Origin of the sequence: Tumebacillus avium, assembly GCF_002162355.1 — a bacterium.
GTDB lineage: Bacteria > Bacillota > Bacilli > Tumebacillales > Tumebacillaceae > Tumebacillus_A > Tumebacillus_A avium.
In genome coordinates this window covers 3,959,555-3,979,592 of the sequence record NZ_CP021434.1, presented here as the reverse complement: position 1 = coordinate 3,979,592, position 20,038 = coordinate 3,959,555, and the positions used below count along the sequence as shown (strand labels likewise).

Genomic DNA, 20,038 nt, shown 5'->3' with positions numbered 1-20,038 from the left:
TCGAGCAGTCCTTCTGCTTCGTCTTCGCTCAACTCGTCAATCTCGGCAAAGATGATCTCTTCGATCACCTGCGCCAGTTCGGCGGCCGTCTGCGCGTCGAATATCTTTTGCATCGGCAGTTCGATCTCAAAAGCGTCGCGCAGGCGCGCAATCACTTGGGTCGCCTTCAGCGAATGTCCGCCGATCTCAAAGAAATTGTCATGGATGCCGATCTTCTCCACACCGAGGATCTCCTGCCAGACTTCGATGACCGTCTCTTCCAGCACGCTTTGCGGCTCGACATAGCCGGTATCCGGACGGCGCGAACTGTCGGGCGCAGGCAGCGCTTTGCGGTCGATTTTGCCGTTTGGTGTCAGCGGCAGATGATCGAGCACGACAAAGGCGGCCGGCACCATGTACTCGGGCAGTTTTTCCTGCAAAAAGCTGCGGTAGCGCGGGACGAGATTGGCGGCCAATTTCGCCTGCAGCGGATTGTTGGCGTAACGTTTCCAGTGGATCGCCGCATTTGAAGCTGAGGCTGGAGCCTGTTGCTGCGCATCGGCCGTGAGTTCCCGCTTGACCGCGATGTCGGCCGGTTGCGGAATGAACACCGCATCAAAGGCGCCGCTTTCGTCAGAGGCGGTACGGGTGAGCTCCACCCGATATGGCAGCAGACTGCTGAACGCGAACAGGTCTTCCGGCTCGACAGCTCCTTCTTCCGGCAGGTCACGAAGCAAGGCGCGCAGTTCGCCAGCCGTGTTGACCTCGTCAGCGGCGAGCAGCTCAGCTGCGCGAACAGCTTCCCTGATCCGGGCGTCCGGGATGTTGCGGACGACGGTCAGCGCCGGGCTTTGCGCGGACAAGTGGTCGCGCAGAAGCTGCAACGTCAAACGGTCGTCCTGCCAATCCATCGCGACAAGAGCCGCAGTGGAAGCGGTCGGCTCCCCTGCACCGCCGACATGGAGCACCACATCGTAGCGGAACTGGGACATTTCATTGCGCGCATAGCCGCGTTTGAGCTTGATCTCGACGGAGGAGATCTGCGGCAGATGCTGCTGGAGCGCCGCGAAGAACTGCGGATCGATCACCAACTCGTTGTCGCGCGCCATGCGGGCGAGCGCCGCTTGTTTCAGTTGGCCACAGGTCAGGTCTTCGGGAGCGCCGTGCAGTTCGACCGCCGTATGGAACGCCCGCAGGAGCGGCAAACTGCGCACATCACCGACAAAGACGGAGCCTTGTGCCCCAACCGCATGCACCGCACTGGTTAACACGGTCACCAGATAGTCCACATTCGGGAAATACTGGACGACCGAGTTGAGGATCACCGTGTCGTACTGACCTGACTCAATTCCGGTCAAATCGTCCGCTTTGCGGTGCAAGAGCTGCACCTTGGCCAGATCGGCAGGATGCCCGGACAGGTTGCGGCGGATGCCTTCCAGGACGCCGCTGGAGATGTCCATGCCCAGATATGACTGGGCATGGGGCAAGATGCCGTACAGGATCAGCCCGGTGCCGCATCCGATCTCCAGCACGCGCTGCGGATGCAACTGCAAGATCCGCTCATGCGTGCTGTCCAGCCAGACCCGCATCTCCTGCGCCGGGATCGGCTCACCTGTGTAGGTGCTGTTCCAGCCGGTGATGTTAAAGGTGTGGTCGAGGCCAGCGTCTTCCTGGCTGTAGAAATAGTCGTCAAACAACAGCTCCCACTGCTCGACTTGTTCCGCCTGCCACGCTTCCTCCGGCTGGTCGGCCAGCAGAGCGACGCTGTGGTAGTCAGGCACGACGTACGCCGCGAGATATTTATCGCCCGTCTCATCCAGGCGGGCCACCACGGCCGACTCGCGCACCAGATCGTGTTCCCCGAGCACCGCTTCAATCTCGCCGGTCTCGATACGGTGTCCGCGAATCTTCACCTGTTGGTCAATCCGGCCAAAAAACTCTAAGTTCCCGTCCGGCAGATAGCGCACCAAGTCGCCGGTGCGATACAGTCGGGCGCTCCCGTCGGCCGCAAACGGATCGCTGATAAAACGCTCCGCCGTCAGTTCCGGGCGGTGCAGATAGCCTCGCGCCAGTCCGTCGCCGCCGATGTACAGCTCGCCCGGGACGCCGACCGGCACAGGGCGCAGCTCACTGTCCAGCACGTAGAGCGTCGTATTCGAGATCGGACGCCCGATGCGCGCCGTATCGGCGAGCAGGTCAGCAGCAGGCATGCGGTACACGCTGGCCAGCATCGTCACTTCGGTCGGACCGTAGCAGTTGGAGATGCGGCAGTTCGGGTACGCCTGCAGCGCCTTTTTCGCGTGCGGGATCGACAGCGCGTCACCGCCGGTCAGCAGTTGGCGCACGTTTTGCAGGCTGGCGAGCTGATCATCCACCATTTGATTGAACAGACCGGCTGTGAGATGCAGCACGGTGACGCCATATCGTTCGACAGTACGCCCGACTTCCAGCAGATCGATCTTGCCCGGCGGATAGATGGCAAGTGCCGAACCGTTCAAGAGCGGCCCCCACAGTTCAAACGTGGCGGCGTCAAACGAGATCGGCGCGATTTGCAGGAACACATCGTCAGCTGCGGCCGTAAAGAAGTTGGTCTCTGTGACGAGACGCGCCACTCCGCGATGCTTGATCGACACGCCTTTCGGACGCCCTGTGGAGCCGGACGTGAACACGACGTAGACCAGATGGTCGGCCGTTACTTCCACGTCGAGATTCTCCCGGCTTTGCGCGGCGATCCAATCTTGATCACGGTCGATGCAGATCACTTTTTCCTGCACAACCGGCAGTTTGGCCACCCGGTCGGACTGGGTCAGCAACACGGGTGCTCCGGCGTCCTGCAGCATCATCGCCAGCCGCTCTTGCGGGTACTCCGGATCGAGCGGCACATACGCCCCGCCCGCTTTCAAAATGCCAAGCGTGGCGATGACCATCTCCAGGCTGCGGTCGATGCAGAGCGCCACCAGCGAGTCGGGGCCGACACCGTGTGCACGCAGCCCGTGCGCGATCTGGTTGGCGCGCTCGTTCAATTCACGATAGCTCAAGCGCTCCTCGCCAAACAGCAGCGCCGTTTGATCAGGCGTCTTGGCCGCCTGCTGTTCGAACAAACGATGCACCGCCGTGTCGCGCGGATAGTCGGTCGCCGTGTCGTTCCACTCGTGCAGCAGCAGGTGCAGTTCCTTTTCATTCACCAGCGGCAGTTCGGAAATGCGGGCTTCCGGCGCGGCCGCAATCCCTTCGAGCAGCATGCGGAAGTGTCCGATCATCCGCTTGATCGTCGACTCATCGAACAGTTCCGCGTCGTACTCCATCCCCCCGATCAGTCCGCGCTCCGTCTCCATCAAACTCAAACTGAGGTCAAACTTCGAGGTTTCGTTGTGCAGATAGCGCGACGCAAGCGTCAGATTCTTCAGCTCCGTCGTCTCACGCGGCGCATTTTGCAGAGCAAATCCCACCCGGAACAAAGGCGACTGGGTCAGATCACGCTCCGGCTGCAATTCCTCGACCAGCTTTTCCAGCGGCAAGTCCTGATGCGCATACGCCCCAAGCGTAATGTCGCGCACACGTCCCAACAGCTCAGTAAAAGACGGGTTGCCTGAGAGATCGACGCGCAGCACCATCATGTTGACGAAAAATCCGATCAGGTTTTCGATCTCTCCCCGGTTGCGGCCGGCGATCGCCGCGCCGATCATCAGATCATCCTGACCCGAATAGCGGTGCAAAAGCGTTTCAAAAGCGGCCAGCAGCGTCATGAACAGGCTCGCCCCTGCTTGCAGGGAGATCCGCTTCATCGCGTCGACCAGCTCTGCCGGGTACTCGAACATGTACATGCCGCCCACAAACGACGGTTTGGCCGGACGCGGCCGGTCGGTCGGCAGCTGCAGGGCCGGCAGGTCGCCGCTCAAATGCTGTTTCCAAAATGCGAGCTGCTCTTCCAGCAAGTCGCCTTGCATCCATTCCCGCTGCCAGACAGCAAAGTCGGCATACTGGATGCCCAGCTCCTCCAGCGGCGATGGTGCGCCTTCGGAAAACGCTTCGTACAGCGCCGCCAGCTCCTTGGCAAACACCCCGGTCGACCAGCCGTCGCTGGTGATATGATGCAGGACCAGCACCAGCAGATGCGACTCTGCTCCTAGTCTGAGCAGGTGCGGGCGGATCATCAGATCACGCGTCAGATCGAACGGTTTTGCAAAATCTTCCTTGGCGATGCGGATCGCCCTTTCCTCCCGCTCCGTTTCGGGCAGATGCTGCAAATCGGTCACCAAGAGCGGTGTCGGCACAAACGGGCGGATCACCTGCACCGGCTGCCCGTCCTGATCGGCAAACGTGGTGCGCAGCACTTCATGACGGCGCACGATCTCCTGCAGACTCTGCTCCAGCGCGGCAACGTTCAGCGTGCCGTTCATCTCCAGCAGGTCGATCATGTTGTACACCGCGCTGTTCGGGTCCATCTGATCGAGGAACCACAAACGCTGCTGGGCAAAGGACAGCGGCAGCGGGCGGTCGCGCGGCGCCTTCTGGATCGGCGGAACTTGCGACAAGCGATATTCGCTGCGCACAGCTCCTTCGACATACCGGGCCAGTTTCGCCACCGTCGGCCCTTCAAAGAAGGTTCGCAGCGGCAATTCGACTTGGAACAGGTCGCGAATCCGCGAGACGATCTGCGTCGCCAAGAGCGAGTGCCCGCCAAGTTCAAAGAAGTCATCATGGATCGAGATGCGCGAAAGTCCCAGCACATCCTGACAGATCGCCGCCAGCAGCTCTTCCACCGGGTTGCCCGGCGCAGCAAGCGTACCGCCTTGCTCCCATCCGGCTTCCTCAGGCGCCGGGAGGGCGGCGCGGTCGACTTTGCCGGCGCTCATCAGCGGGAACTTGTCGAGGATCGTGTAACTGGACGGCACCATGTAAGACGGCAGCCTTTCCTGCACAAAGCGCTGCAGCTCCTGTGGAGGAACAGCATCCGCTGCTGTGAGCACCACATAGGCGGCCAGGCGTTTGTTGCCGGACACGTCTTCCCGCGCCGTCACCACCGCTTCCCGAACACCGGGATGTTTGACCAGCACAGCTTCGATCTCGCCAAGCTCGATGCGGAAGCCGCGAATTTTGACCTGATGATCGACGCGGCCCAGATAATCGATCGAACCGTCCGGCAGATAGCGTGCCATATCGCCCGTTTTATACAGGCGTGCAGCTGCTTTTGCGGAGAACGGATGCGGGATGAATTTCTCTTGTGTCAGCTCTGGAAGGTGCAGATAACCACGCGCCAAGCCGTTCGTGCCGACATGCAGTTCCCCCGGCACGCCGACCGGCACAGGTTGCAGATGCGCGTCCAGCAGGTAGACCTCCGTGTTCGACAACGGCCGGCCGATCGTCACGCACTCCGTGTCGACGGTCACTTCGGCCAGCGTCACACAGACGGTCGCTTCGGTCGGGCCGTATGCGTTAAAGAAACGCCGCCCCTGCGCAAAGCGCTGCACCAGCTCCGGCGAACAAGCTTCACCGCCAACGCCGATCATTTGCAAGGAAGGAGGCAGTTCCTGCTCTGGCAAGGTGGCCAGCGCCGACGGGGTGAGCATGACATGAGTGATCCCCTGCTCGTGGAGGAAGCGCACAAACGGCGCCCCGAGCAGTGCCGTGTCCGGCGTGGCGAGACAGAGCCGCGCCCCGGACAGCAAGGCGCACAGCATCTCCAGCACGGACAGGTCAAAGTTGATCGAAGCGAACTGCAGGAACCGGCTGTCTTCGCGCACTTCGAACGCCCGCGCCAGATGCCCGGCAAAATTGACCAGGCCGCGGTGCGTGACCATGACGCCTTTTGGCGAGCCGGTCGAGCCGGACGTGTAGATCACGTAGGCCAGATCGTCAGCCGCGATGTCACGGTGCAGATTGTCCCCGCTCCCTTGTGCAAGCGTTACAAAATCGCTTGGGATGCAGAACACGTTTCCATGCAAGGAGTTCCACTTTTCTGCCAGATGCGGCTGGGTGAGCAAGGTGGCCGTTTGCGAGTTTTCCAGCATATAGGTCAAGCGGTCCGGCGGATAGGACGGGTCGAGCGGCACGTAGGCAGCGCCCGACTTGAGCACGCCGAGGATCGCGACAAACAGCTCAAAGGAGCGCTCCATCGAGATGCCGATCCTGGTGTCCGCTTGTGCCCCTTGCCGGATCAGTTCACGCGCCAAGCGGTTTGATTGTTCGTTCAACTCGCGGTAGGTCATCGTCTGCTCGCCATAAGTCAACGCGATCTGATCAGGCATTCGCGCCGCCAGCGCTTCAAACGTCGGGATCAACAGAACATCGGCCAGCTCCGGGTCCGCGTTGTCATTCCACTCGACCAGCAGTTGATGCTTCTCCCCTGCTGTCAACATCGGCAACTTCCACAGCGGTTGCTCCGGCTGTGCAACCGCAGCTTCCAGCAGAGTCTGCAGATGCCCCATCATTCGGTCGATGGTGGAACTCTCAAAGAGATCGGTGCTGTATTCCCATCTCGCCGCCAGACCGTCCGGCGTCTCTTCCATCGCCAAACTGAGATCAAAGCTGGACGCGCCTCTGTCCACCTCATGTGCGCTCAGGTCGATCCCTTCCAGCGCAAAGTTGCTGCCCGCCGCCTGATGCATAGCAAACGTGACTTGGAACAGCGGCGACAGACTGAGGTCGCGGTCCGGCTGAATCTCCTCGACCAGCTTCTCAAAAGACACGTCTTGATGGGCATAGGCATCAAGCGAAGTTGTGCGCACACGGCTGAGCAGATCGCGGAATGTCGGCGCTCCCGAGAGGTCGGTGCGCATGACCAGCATGTTGACGAAAAATCCGATCTGCCCTTCCCATTCACTCCGGTTGCGTCCAGCGATCGGCGAGCCGATCAGAATGTCTTCCTGCCCCGTATAGCGGTACAGCATGCAGTTAAACGCGGCAAACAGGGTCATGAACAGCGTGACGCCTTCTTCCCGGCTGAACTCTTCCAGCTGTTTGGTGAGCCGCACCGGCATGGTGTACGTCTTGAACGTCCCCTGATAAGAAGCCATCGCCGGACGCGGTCGGTCGGTCGGCAGCTGCAGCACCGGGAGCGAGCCCGACAACTGTTTTCGCCAATAAGCAAGCTGATCTTCCAGCACATCCCCGCGCAGCCACTCGCGCTGCCAGGCCGCATAATCCCCATATTGCAAAGGAAGCTGTGGCAAAGACGCGTCCCGCCCGCTTTTGAAGTCGGCATACAAGCTTCGCAGTTCCTCGGCCAGCACGCCCATCGACCAGCCGTCGGTGATGATATGATGCAGATTTAAAAGCAGCAGGTGCTCCTGCCCGCTCACCTGCACCAATCTGGCGCGGAACAGCGGCCCTTGGGTCAGATCGAACGGCTCCCGGGCTGCAGCCTCCACTTCCTGCCACGCCGCTGCTTCGCGCAGAGCTTCTTCCACGTGCGCAACACTGGAGCGAGCGAGGACCAGGCCGTGCTCTGCGGCGATGACTTGCAGCAGCTGGCCGTCTTTTTCGAGAAACGTCGTGCGGAGCGTCTCATGGCGCAGCACGAGCTCCTGCAAACTGCGCTCCAGCGCAGCCGTATCCAACTCGCCTTGCAGGCGCAATGCAATCGGCACATGATACGTCGTGCCCCCCGGCGCCAAGCGGTCGAGGAACCAGATGCCCTGTTGGGCGAAAGACACAGGCGCTGTGTCCCTTTGCACGTTGCGCAAGATCGGCGTTTGCTGCTGCCCTTCTGTTTCTGTCAGTTCGGCGACCGCTTCCGCGATCGCAGCGACCGTCGCCCGTTCAAACCATCTGGCGAGCGGAATCGTGACGCCCATCCCATCGCGCAGTCGGGAAACCGCCTGCGTTGCCAGCAGGGAATGGCCCCCGAGCGCAAAGAAGTCATCTTGCGCGCCCACGCGCTCGACACCAAGCAGATCCGCAAAAATCGCTGCCACCTGCTCCTCCACCCGATTGCGCGGCGCGAGATAGCTTTCGGCCGCCACTCCAGCGCTGAAGTCAGGAGCGGGCAGCGCGCGGCGGTCGACCTTACCATTCAAGTTCAGCGGCATCGACTCCAACACGAGAAAAGCGGACGGCACCATGTAATGGGGCAGTTTGCTTTCTAAATAAGCACGAAGGTCGTGTGGCTTGACGGCTTGATCGTGCAGCACGACATAGGCGGCCAGACGTTTGTTGCCTGCGCCATCTTCGTCGACGATAACCACAGCCTCGCGCACGTCTTCCTGCTGTCCGAGCACCGCTTCGATCTCGCCCAGCTCGATCCGATACCCGCGAATCTTCACTTGATTGTCGATGCGACCGAGGAACTCCAGGGTCCCGTCAGCCAACTGACGCACGAGGTCGCCGCTGCGGTACCAGCGTCGCCCGTCCAGCTCCACATATTTTTCTGCGGTCAGATCATCACGGCGGTAATAGCCGCGCGTCACGCCAAGGCCGCCGATGTACAGCTCGCCCGGGACGCCAACCGGAAGCGGATTGTGCAGAGCATCGCACACGCGCAGCTCCGCATGGCAAAACGGCTTGCCGATCAGGTAGCGGGTCAGCGACAAGTCGAAAGCATCCTGCACCTCATAGTGCGAGCAGATGATCGTTCCTTCTGTCGGGCCGTACAAAACGTGAGTCTGCGCGTTCGGGAACACCTCGCGCAGCAACTGCAACAGCTCCGGCGGCACCGCATCCCCGCCTGTGAATATCAGGCGCAATTGCTCATAGTGACCGGGTTTGCCCCGCTTAGCGACCGTCTCCGCAATCTGGCGCATCAAGCTCGGCACCGCATGCAGGACGGTGAAACGCTGCAATTCCTCCGCCATCCGTTCAAGGTCGAGCACTTCGTTCCTCGTGAGCACAGTCACCGTTCCGCCGGACACCAGCGGACTGAGCATTTCAAACAGCGCGATGTCGAACGTCGCTGATGCCACCCAAGGCATGCAATCGTCCGCAACAAATGCAAATTCGGTCTGTGTCGCGCCGATCGTGGCGGCGAGGCTGCCGTGTTCGACCATGACCGCTTTCGGCTGGCCTGTGGAGCCGGACGTATAGATCATGTAGGCGAGGTCCTCCGGGCTGATCAAGGACGGAGGATTACTTGCTGCTCCCTCCCATTCCTCGCATCCCTCTAGAGAGATTACTTCCGCCCCGTGCGCGGGCAGTGCGGACAACAGATGCTCTTGCGTGATCAACACAGCCGCTTGCGAATCTTCCAGGATGTAGGAAGTTCGCTCCTGCGGATGCTCCGGGTCGAGCGGAACATACACGCCGCCCGCCTTGAAAATGCCGAGCAGACCGATCAGCGTTTCCAACGAACGCTCGGTGAACAGCGCAGCCAAGACCCCGCGGCCCACGCCGCTCTGTTGCAAGCGGTGCGCGAGGCGGTTGGCACGCCGGTTCAACTCGCGATAGGTCAGCGATTGTCCGGCAAATTCAGCAGCGGTACGATCGGGCGTGCGCTCCACTTGCGCTTCAAACGCCTGCACGATCAACTGCCCGCCCAGCAGTTCCTGCTCCCCGGCAGGCAGCGAACGGGCGCTCACGGCGGCGCGCTCCGCTGCGGTCAACAGCGGCAGCAGGCCGATCTTTTGCTGCGGCGCGGCGGCGATTCCTTCGAGCAGGGTCTGGAAATGGCCGGCCATGCGGACGATCGTGCCGTGATCAAACAGGTCGGCGTCATACTCCCACAGCGCCGACAACACGCCGTCTTGTTCTTCGATCTGCAAGCCGAGATCAAACTTGGCGCTGCCCGTTTCGAGCGGTTGGACATCGAGGTTCAGACCCTGCAATTCCCACGGGAAGTCGGCCGCATTTTGCAGCGCAAACGTTGCTTGGAACAGCGGAAGAGCACCCGGACTGCGATCCGGCTGCAAAGCTTCGACCAATTTTTCGAACGGCACGTCCTGGTGCGCATACGCTCCCAGCGCCGCTTGGCGCACTCGCCCGAGCAGCTCGGTGAACATCGGTTCGCCGGACAGATCGGCGCGCATCATCAGCATGTTGACAAAAAAGCCGATCAGCGGCTCAAGCTCACTGCGGGTGCGTCCGGCGATCGGCGACCCGATCAGGAAGTCGTCCTGCCCGGAATAACGGCCGAGCAGCGTTTGGTAAGCGGCAAGCAGCGTCATGTACAACGTGGCGCCTTCTTGGCGGCTCAGCGCTTTCAGGCTCTCAGCCAGCCCTTTTGGCAACTCGCAAGCGTACGAACTGCCGCGTCTTGCAGGTGTCGCCGCGCGCGGCCGGTCGGACGGCAGTTGCAAAACGGGCAGCTCCCCGCCCAGTTTCCCGCGCCAATAAGCCAGTTGCTGCTCCAGCACTTCGCCTTGCAGCCATTCGCGCTGCCAGACAGCATAATCGGCATACTGCACCGTCATCTCCGGCAGTTCCGCCGCAACGCCATCTAAAAAGGCAGCATAAAGCGCCGCCAGTTCCCCGGCAACAACGCCCATCGACCAGCCGTCCGACACGATGTGGTGCAGATTCAGCACGAGCATGTGCTCCTGTTCATCCACGGAGATCAAATGCGCCCGGAACAGCGGGCCGTGCGTCAAGTCAAACGGCGTTTGGGCTTCCTCTTCTGCCAAACGCCACGCTTCGTTCCAGCGCTCGGTTTGCGGGAAATGAGCCAAATCAGATCGGCGCAAAGGACTCTTCACCGCTTCCGCCAGCACCTGCACCGGCCCTGCCTCCCCATCTGCGAACACGGTGCGCAGCGCGTCATGACGACAGACGATCTCCTGCAAACTCCGCTCCAGCGCCGCTTCGTTCAACTGCCCGCGCAGCTGCATGGCGTACGGCAAGCTGTATGCGGTGCTGTTCGGCTGCAAGCGATCGAGGAACCACAGTCGCTGCTGGGCAAACGACAACGGCTGCGGACGGTGTTTGGCAAGCGGTGTGATCGGCTGCAGCTGTCTGATGGAGCCCATCTGCCGCAGCGTGTCAACCTGCTCCGCAAACTCTTGAACGGTCGGATGATCAAAGAGCAGTTGCAGCGACAATTCCGCTTGGAAGATCTCGCCCAGACGGGAAACAGCCCTCATCGCTTGCAGCGAATGTCCACCCACTTCGAAAAAGTTGTCACAGAGCCCGAAACGCCCGGCGCCTGTCATCCGGGCAAACACATCGGCCACGATCTCTTCGGTCTGCGTGCGCGGCGCACTGTAGCCTGACGACTCTGCATCTCGCAGCGGAGCGGGCAGCGCGCGGCGGTCTACTTTTCCGTTCGGGTTGAGCGGCAAAGCGGGCAGCCAGACGAAGTGGGCAGGCAGCATATAATCGGGCAGCGTCGAGCGCAGATGGCTGCGTATCGCCGTCAGCGGCGGCGCGTGATCCGACTTAGGCACGAGATAGGCCACAAGCTGTTTCTCTCCCGCCTCATCTACCCGGTCGATCACCACCGCATCCTGCACCTCGCCGTGCCGACGCAGCACTTCTGTGATCTCATCCAATTCGATCCGAAATCCGCGAATCTTGACCTGGTTGTCGATGCGGCCCATGAACTCGAGATTCCCGTCCGGCAAGCGGCGCACCAAGTCGCCCGTTCGGTACAGCCGCTCCTTGGCATCGTCCGATAACGGATGCGTGATGAACTTCTCTGCGGTCAGTTCCGGGCGGTTCCAATAGCCCCGCGCCAAGCCTTCCCCTCCGATGCACAACTCGCCCGGAACGCCTGCCGGACAGAGCTTTCGCGTCTCATCGAGCACATACGCGGTCGTGTTGGCGATCGGACGGCCGATCGGCACGGCCACGGCGTCGGCGGCAAGTTCGAAGATCGGATAGACCGTCGCAAACGTCGTGCTTTCGGTCGGCCCGTAGATATTGCTCAAGCGGCAGGCTGGCAGCTCCGCCAAAACGCGCCGCGCATGGGGCAGCGACATCGCTTCCCCGCCGGTCAGCAATTGACGCAGCGACTGCAGATCCTGCAGCTGGTATTCCACCAGCTGGTTGAACAGCCCCGTTGTCAAAAAAGCGATCGTGACGCCATATCCTCGAATCACCTCGCCAAGCTCAGCCAAAGCCAGCTTGTGCGGCGGGCAGATGACCAGTTTCGCGCCGTTGAGCAAACTTCCCCAAATTTCAAATGTCGCCGCGTCAAACGAGATCGGCGCATTTTGCATCAAAATTTCATTCGGGCCATAAGACACATAATCGCTGTTGATCACCAAACGCAACACAGCGCGGTGCGGGGTGCAGACACCCTTCGGCGTGCCGGTCGAGCCCGACGTGTAGTTGATATACGCCAAATTCTCCGGCCCGACCAGCGGTTCCGGATCGCGATGATCTTCTGCCGAAATCGACTCCGCATCGCGGTCGATCAAGACGGTCTTCCCCGAAAATTCGGGCAATTGAGCCAGCATCGCTTCACGAGTGATCAGGACCTTGATCTTTGTGTCGTCGATCATAAAGCGCAGCCGTTCCTCCGGATAGGCCAAATCGAGCGGCAGATAGGCACCGCCCGCTTTTAGAATGCCCAGGAGACCGATGAGCATCTCCAGCGAGCGCTCGATGCAAATGCCGACCAGCACATCCGGGCCGACGCCCAGTTTGCGCAGATAATGGGCCAAGGCATTGGCACGCCGGTTCAGTTGTGCGTAGGTGATCTCTTCTCCGTTACACACAGCGGCGACCCGATCAGGTGTCTGAATCGCCTGTTCCACAAATTGTTCCGGTATGGTGCGGTCCCGCGGATAATCTGCTTTCGTCTCATTCCATTCGTTTTGCAACTGCTGCTGCCAAACTTCTTTCGTTTTCTCACTCATGGTGGGGAACCTCCACTTGATTAACTGATTGTAAAAGAAGAAGAATTACATATAACAATTATAACTAGTTTTGATATTTTTGTATCCGATAAAAATAAAAAAAGAGCCACCCTCTAAAAAGGTGACTCTATTCCTCAGTGTTCGTAATTACAATTAAACTTTTTGCCCTTCCCGCTTTACAGCATGCAAAATCGGTTTCATCAACTCTGCCAATTCATGCACATAAGGCGGTTGGAACAGGCTGTGATGGTCACCCGGCACCGGGATGACGTTTACCTGGCCTGCGGTGTACGGGCTCCATAGCTCCGGATCGACGAGCGGATGCGCCAGTTCTTGCTGCTGCGGCTCCACCGAGCAGCGGAACAAGGTCAGGTCGGCTTGCACCGTGCCCGGCGGCACGTAGGAGAACCCGGCGATGCCGTTGTTCATCATCACGCGCATCTTTTGGCGCATCGACTCCGGCGTCGTCCCTTCCGGCAGACGGTTCAGTTCATAGGCGCGGCGCAGGACGAGGTCGAGGCCTTCCTCCACCGTCAAGCCTTGCAGCAGCGACAGATCCATGTCGAGCTGTGCCGCCTGGTGGATCAGCGCCACCTCTTCGGTCTGCGCCTGTGCGTTTTCCGCCCCGTTGTCCGGGTCGATCGGCATGACGTCAAACAGGCCGAGGAATTCGACTTCCTGCCCCTGCCCTTCCAGACGCAGCGCCAGATCGTATGCGGCCACGCCGCCAAACGACCATCCGGCCAGACGATACGGCCCTTGGGGCTGCACCGAGCGGATTTCCGCGAGGAAGCGCTCGGAGATCTCCTCCATCGAGGAGAACGGCGTTTCGTCCGACTCATAACCTGCCGATTGCAGGCCGTAGACCGTTTCGCCTGCCAGCCCTTTGACCAGCGGCAGATAGCTCATCACGCCGCCGCCTTGCGGAGGAAGCAGGAACAACGGCGGGCGCGTGTCGTCCCCTTTTTGCAAGAGTACGAGCACGCCTTTGCTGCCCGCATCGCCTTCGCCGCGCAGGATGCTGCTCAGGTTGGCGACGGTCGGCGACTGGAACAGCGCCGTCAGCGGCAAGGACACATCAAAACGCTTGCGGATCGCTTCGATCAGCGCCACCGCTTTCAGCGAGTGCCCGCCGATCTCAAAGAAGTTGTCGTACAGGCCAACGCCGTGGACGCCAAGCACCTCTTCGAACACGTGCGCTACCGCCAGCTCTACGCCGTCGCGCGGTGCGGCGTACGTGCTCTCCCCTGCTGTTTGCGTCGGGAGCGGCAGTTGCTTGCGGTCGATCTTGCCGGTCGGCGTCGTCGGCATGGTATCGAGCATTACGAAGAAGGACGGCACCATATGCTCCGGCAGGTGGGCCTGCAGAGCGCTGCGCAGTTCGGCTGTCGACAGCGCCGCATTTTCTTTCGGCGATACATAGGCGACGAGCTGCTTGTCACCGGCATGGATCTCGCGGGCGAGCACGACGACTTCGGAGACGGCCGGGTGTTTGCCCAGCGCCGCTTCGATCTCGCCCAGCTCGATGCGGAAGCCGCGGATCTTCACCTGGTTGTCGATGCGGCCGAGGAAGTCGATCGTGCCGTCAGCCATGTAGCGGGCAAGGTCGCCCGATTTGTACCAGCGCTCGCCGTCGATGACGACAAACTGCGCCTGAGTCAGCTCCGGGCGGCCGTAGTAGCCGCGGGACACGCCGCAGCCGCCGATGTACAGCTCGCCCGGCACGCCGGTCGGCACGAGGTTGCCGTGCGCATCGTACATGCGGATCTTGGCGTGGTGCATCGAGGAGCCGATCATGTAGCGCTCGATCTTCGCATCGCGCGGCACCGGGTACTGCGCACAGATGATCGCCGCTTCGGTCGGCCCGTACAGCACGCGGACTTCGGCGTTTTTGAACGTGTCCTGCAAGCTGTTGAGCAACTCCGGCGGAACGGCGTCGCCGCCGGTGAAGATCATGCGCAGCCCGTCGAAACGGGACGTGTCGATCTCCTGACTTGCGATCATCTCGACGATCTGGCGCATCAGGCTCGGCACGGCGTGGATCAGCGTGTAGCCTTCCAGATCGCGGACGAGGCCCGGCAGGTCGAGCAGATGCTCTTTGGACAGCACGACCGCCTGACCGCCGGCGATCAGCGGGTTGAACAGTTCGAAATACGCGATGTCAAACGCGTACGACGCGATCCATGGGAACACATCATTCTGCGCGAACGCGAAGTGCTGCTGGCTGGCCAGAAGCGTCGCGATCAGATGGCGATGCTCGACCATGACCGCTTTCGGACGGCCCGTGGAGCCTGAGGTGTAGATCAGGTAAGCCAGGCTGTCCGGACGGACCAGCGACGGCACATTGGTGTCCGCTTCCCCGGCCCATTTGTCACGATCGGCGTCGATCAGCACCGTCTGTGCGCTATGCGGCGGCAAGGTCGCGGTCAGTGTCGCGCTGGTGACCAGCAGCGGCATGTTCGTGTCTTCAAGGATCAAGGCCAGACGCTCCTGCGGATACGCCGGGTCGAGCGGCACAAACGCGCTGCCAGACTTCAGCACGGCCAAGAGCGCCGTGACGAGGTCGAGGTTGCGCTCCAGGCAGAGGCCGACCAGTTGCTCCGGCCCTGCGCCTAACGCTTGCAGGTGGCGGGCCAGTCGGTTCGCGCGGGCATTCAGCTCGCGGTAGGTCAGAGCTTCCTGTTCAAACACGACGGCGGTCGCATCCGGCGTGCGGTCGACCTGCGCTTCGAACAGGTGGTGAATGCGCAGCATGGGATCGGGCTCGGCGGTGATCGTGTTCCACGCGCCCAGCACCGGCGCCAGATCTTCGGCGGTGAGCAGTTGCAGCTGGGACAGCTGCTGCTCCGGGTGCTCGACGATCGCGCGGAGCAGGGTCTCGAAATGCCCCATCCAGCGTTCCATCGTCGACTGTTCGAACAGGTCGGTGCGGTAGTCAAAGTTCAACTGCAGGCCGTCTTCGCGCTCGACAAACGTCACCGCGAGATCAAACGCCGTCGTCGTCGCGCTCATCGGCACCGGCGACAGGCTCAAGCCTCCCGTCTCCGCCTCATCCGGCTTGCGCACCACTTGGAACATCACGGAGAACAGCGGCGAACGGCTCAAGTCGCGCTCCTGCTTGGCCAGCTCGACGAGCTTGTCGAACGGATACTCGTGGTGCGCGTACGCGTCCAGAGCGACTTTTTTCGCCCGTTCCAGCATCTCGCCAAACGCCGGGTTGCCCGACAGGTCGAGGCGCAGCGGCAAGGTGTTGATGAAGAAGCCGATCAGCTCTTCCAGCTCCATCACGTTGCGGCCCGCTTCCGGGGTGCCGATCACGATGTCCTGCTGGCCGCTCATGCGGGACAGGAACGTGCCGAGCGCACCAAGCAGCACCATAAACAAAGTCGCTTCGTGCTGTGCGCCCAGCGCGTTGATCCGGCTGGACAACTCTCCGTCGAGCAAACGGCGGATGTTATGGCCTTCGAACTGCTGCAGAGCCGGACGCGGGTGGTCGGTCGGCAGGTCGAGCACAGGCAGATCGCCCGACAGCTGCCCTGTCCAGTACGCTTCCGCTTCGGCCAGCTTGCCGGTGTGCAGGCGGTCGTTCTGCCAGCTCGCATAGTCGCGGTATTGGATCGGCAGCGGTGCAAGCGGGCTGTCCTCCCCGTTCGCATACGCGGTGTACAGCGCGTTGAACTCCTGATGCAGCACGCCCCACGACCAGAAGTCGGTCACGATGTGGTGCTTGGAGATCAAGAGGACATGACGCTGTTCGGCCAGCTTCAGCAGGCGCAGGCGGAACACCGGGCCTTGTTCGAGGTCGAACGGCAGATCCTGCTCGGTGAGAATGCGCGCATGCAGCTCTGCTTCGCGCTGCGCTTCCGGCAGCCCGGAGAGGTCTTCGAGCGGCACGTTCAGCTGGTACGCGGAGGCGATCTTCTGCACCGGCTCGCCGTCTTGCATCGTAAAGGTGGTGCGCAGCACCGCATGGCGGTCGATGATCGTCTGGAAGGCGCGCACGAGCGCAGCAACGTTTAACTCGCCCGCCACTTCATGCGCTTCCAGCATGTTATACGCCGTGTTCTCCGGCGTCAGGCGCTGGATGAAGTACAGGCGGCGCTGGGCGTGCGACATCGGGTAGGCGTCAGCGTCCGGCAGAACCGGGATCGTTTGCGAAACGCCATCGTCCCCTTGCAAGAGCCCAACGTGCGGCGCGAGGTCGCGCAAGGTGAGATTTTCGAACAGGACTTTCAGCGGCACGTCGAGGCCGAGCTTCTGCTTGATCCGCGAGCGGATCTGGATCATCTTCAGCGAGTGTCCGCCGAGGTGGAAGAAGCTGTCGTCGATACCGATGTCCCCGCGCTCCAGAATCTCGCCCCAGATGTCGGCCAGCGCCTGTTCCAGCTCATTGCGCGGCGCAGCAAAAGCGTGTTCGCCGCGCTCTGCCGCTTCCGGCTCGGGGAGGGCTTTGCGGTCGACTTTGCCGTTGCGGTTGAGCGGGAAGGCGTCGAGCGTCAAAATGTGCTCCGGGATCATGTACTCCGGCAGGCGGTCATGCAGATACTCGCGCCATGCGTCCATGTCAAGTGCTTCGGAGACGATGACATACGCAAGGATACGGTTCTGGCCTGCGCTGTCCGGACGGACGATCGCGATGGTCTGCTCCACAGCCGGGTGGCTGAGGATCGCCGCTTCCACTTCGCCAAGCTCGATGCGGTGACCGCGCACTTTGACTTGGAAGTCGGCGCGGGTGACGAACTCCAGTCGCCCGTCCGGCAGGAAGCGCCCGAGGTCGCCCGTCTTGTACATCCGCTCGCCCATGCCGTCCGCAAACGGGTTTGGCACAAACGCCTGCGCGGTGCGCTCCGGGTCGTTCAGGTAGCCGCGGCCAACGCCGACGCCGGTCATGCAGATCTCGCCGGTGCAGCCGATCGGCACCGGGCGGTTCCACTTGTCGAGCACATAGACGTTAAAATTCGGGATCGGCGTGCCCAGCGTCACGAAGTCGCGGTCGAGATCCCACTCGTCGCGGTTCGCTGCGGTGACGACTTTGTGCGAAGTGTCGTCCGAGCATTCGGTCGCACCGTAGGTGTTGACCGCTTTCACGTGCGGATACGCGTCCAGCCAGCGCTCGCAAAGGCCGCTGCGCAGACCTTCCCCGGTCGACAGCATGTAGCGCAGTTCGGGCAGCGCCGCTGCTTGCGCATTTTCCGCGACGGCGTGCAGGAACATTTCGATCACCGCCGGCACCATTTCGAGGATCGTGACATTGTCGCGCTGAACAGACGCCAAGAGCGCGTTCGGGTCCATCGCGATGTCATTGCCGTAGATGACCACCGTGCCGCCGACCATCAGCGGCGCGAGGAACTGCCAGACGGAGATGTCAAAGCAATGCGACGCGTTTTGCACGACGATTGAAGAGTCGGTCATTTCCAGCAGGTCGATCTTCGCGTAGAGGTGGTTGAGCATCCCGACGTGTTCGACCATCGCCCCCTTCGGCAAGCCGGTTGAGCCGGAGGTGAAGAAGACGTTGGCAAGATCCTGTCCCTCATTGATGAACTCAGGGTTGGTGTCCGGGTAGTTGGTCAGCCCGTCCAGTCCGTCCAGCGAGAAGACCAGCGCGTTTTCCGACAGGCCTTGGCTGCGCTCCTGCAGCGGGTCTTGCGTCAGGATGACTTTTGCCCCTGCGGTCTCGATGATCGTGGCCAGGCGTGCATCCGGGTGTGCGGAGTCGAGCGGCACATACGCCCCGCCCGCCTTCATCACGGCGACGATCGCGGTCAGCATGTCGATGCCGCGCTCGGCGAACAGAGCGGCCAGATCGTCGCGGCCAAAACCGTGTTCGCGCAGGAAGTGTGCCAGGCGGCTGGCCCGGGCGTTCAGTTCCCCGTAGGTGATCGTTTGATCTTCAAAAATCGCGGCGACCTTTTGCGGCGTCTGCGCGGTCTGGTCTTCGATCACTTGATGCGCCAGACGGTCGAGCGGGTAAGTTTTCAGCTTCGTTGCCGTAAACGCGCCAAACAGCGGTTCGCGCTCAGCAGCCGGCAGCACGTTCAAGTCGCAGATGCGCGCTTGCGGCTGCAGGGTCATGCTGGCCAGCACCGTTTCGAGGTGGGTCAGCAATGCTTCTGCCGTCTCCGCCTGCAAGCGGTCACCGGCATATGCGGCGCGGGCCACCCAGGTCTCGCCCGTCTCCACGTCGAGCGTCAGCGCGAGGCCCGCTCCCTCCTGCTTGCCGGTCAGTTCCGCCCGCAGGCCGTGCGAAGACGAAGCGCCGCCCGAGTAAACGTTGACCGCGCTCGTGAACAGCTCCTGGTTCTCGCCAAGACCTGCGTAGTTGCGCACTTCTGCCAGCGGAATCACAGCAAAGCTTTCCATCGTCGCCGTCAGCTGCTGCAGGTTCTGGAGGAACGTGGCCAGCGCCGCTTCCCCGTCGATTGCCACATGCACAGGCAGCGTGTTGGCAAAACGCCCAACCATCGCGTCTGCGCCGGACAGTGTCGCCGGACGTCCGGCAAATCCGGCGCCAAACGTCACCTGATCTTCACGGGAGTACAGGTTGAGCAGCAACGCCAAAGCGGCCTGCACCAGCGTTTCCGCTTGCACGCCCTGCGCCTGTGCCAGCCCTTCCAACGCGCGGGACAGGTCGGCGGAGAAAACATGGGTGCGGATGCCCGACTCCCCTTTTCCTTCGCGCTGGTTCAACAGCGGGGTCGCCGCTTCAAATCCAGCCAGGTGCTTCGACCAAAACTCGCGGGCCGACGAGCGGTCCTGCGCGTTCAGCCAGCCGAGATAGTCTTTAAAAGATGCCGAGTTCACCACAGGCAAGGCTGTGCCGCCCGCCAGCGCTTCATAAGCGGCCAGCAAGTCGACCTGCACCAGACGGCGGCTCTGCTCGTCGAGGATCATGTTGTGGTGCGTCCACAGCACAACCGCGTTTTCAACATCGAGCACCGCCGCCGTTACGCGCAGCAGCGGGCCTTCATTGAGGTGGAACGGAGCGCGGTCGGCCAGCGCCGCTTGTTCCAGCGCGGCTGCCTGATCGTCGGCGCTTTGCCCGGTCAGATCGAGCACCGCCACGTCGATCGGGCGGGTTTTCAGCAGCACTTGCACCACGCGCCCGCGCACGGGACGAAACACGGTGCGCAGGAGCGGATGTTGCGTGATGACGTGCTGAACGGCCGCTTGGAAGTGGGCAACATCGAGCGGGCCGGTCAGGTGCAGGCGGACTTGCGCGAGGTGCGTCTGTGCCTGCTCCGGGTTCTCTTGGCTATAGATTTTCGTCTGCAACAGCGACAGGTCGAGGACTTCTTGTACGTTTTCTTTTGACAAATAGTTCACCGAGAAAC

1 protein-coding gene and 1 pseudogene are annotated in these 20,038 nt (G+C 61.6%); both read right to left on the bottom strand.

The window, feature by feature from the left end; all coding sequences use genetic code 11:
- Positions 1-74: 74 nt before the first annotated feature.
- A pseudogene (locus tag CBW65_RS18885) lies at positions 75-12,599 on the bottom strand (amino acid adenylation domain-containing protein); the annotation flags it as partial.
- Positions 12,600-12,860: 261 nt separating this feature from the next.
- Positions 12,861-20,030: an amino acid adenylation domain-containing protein gene (locus CBW65_RS18880; protein ID WP_087458152.1), complete on the bottom strand. Its 7,170-nt coding sequence runs from the start codon at positions 20,028-20,030 to the stop codon at positions 12,861-12,863.
- Positions 20,031-20,038 lie beyond the last annotated feature (8 nt).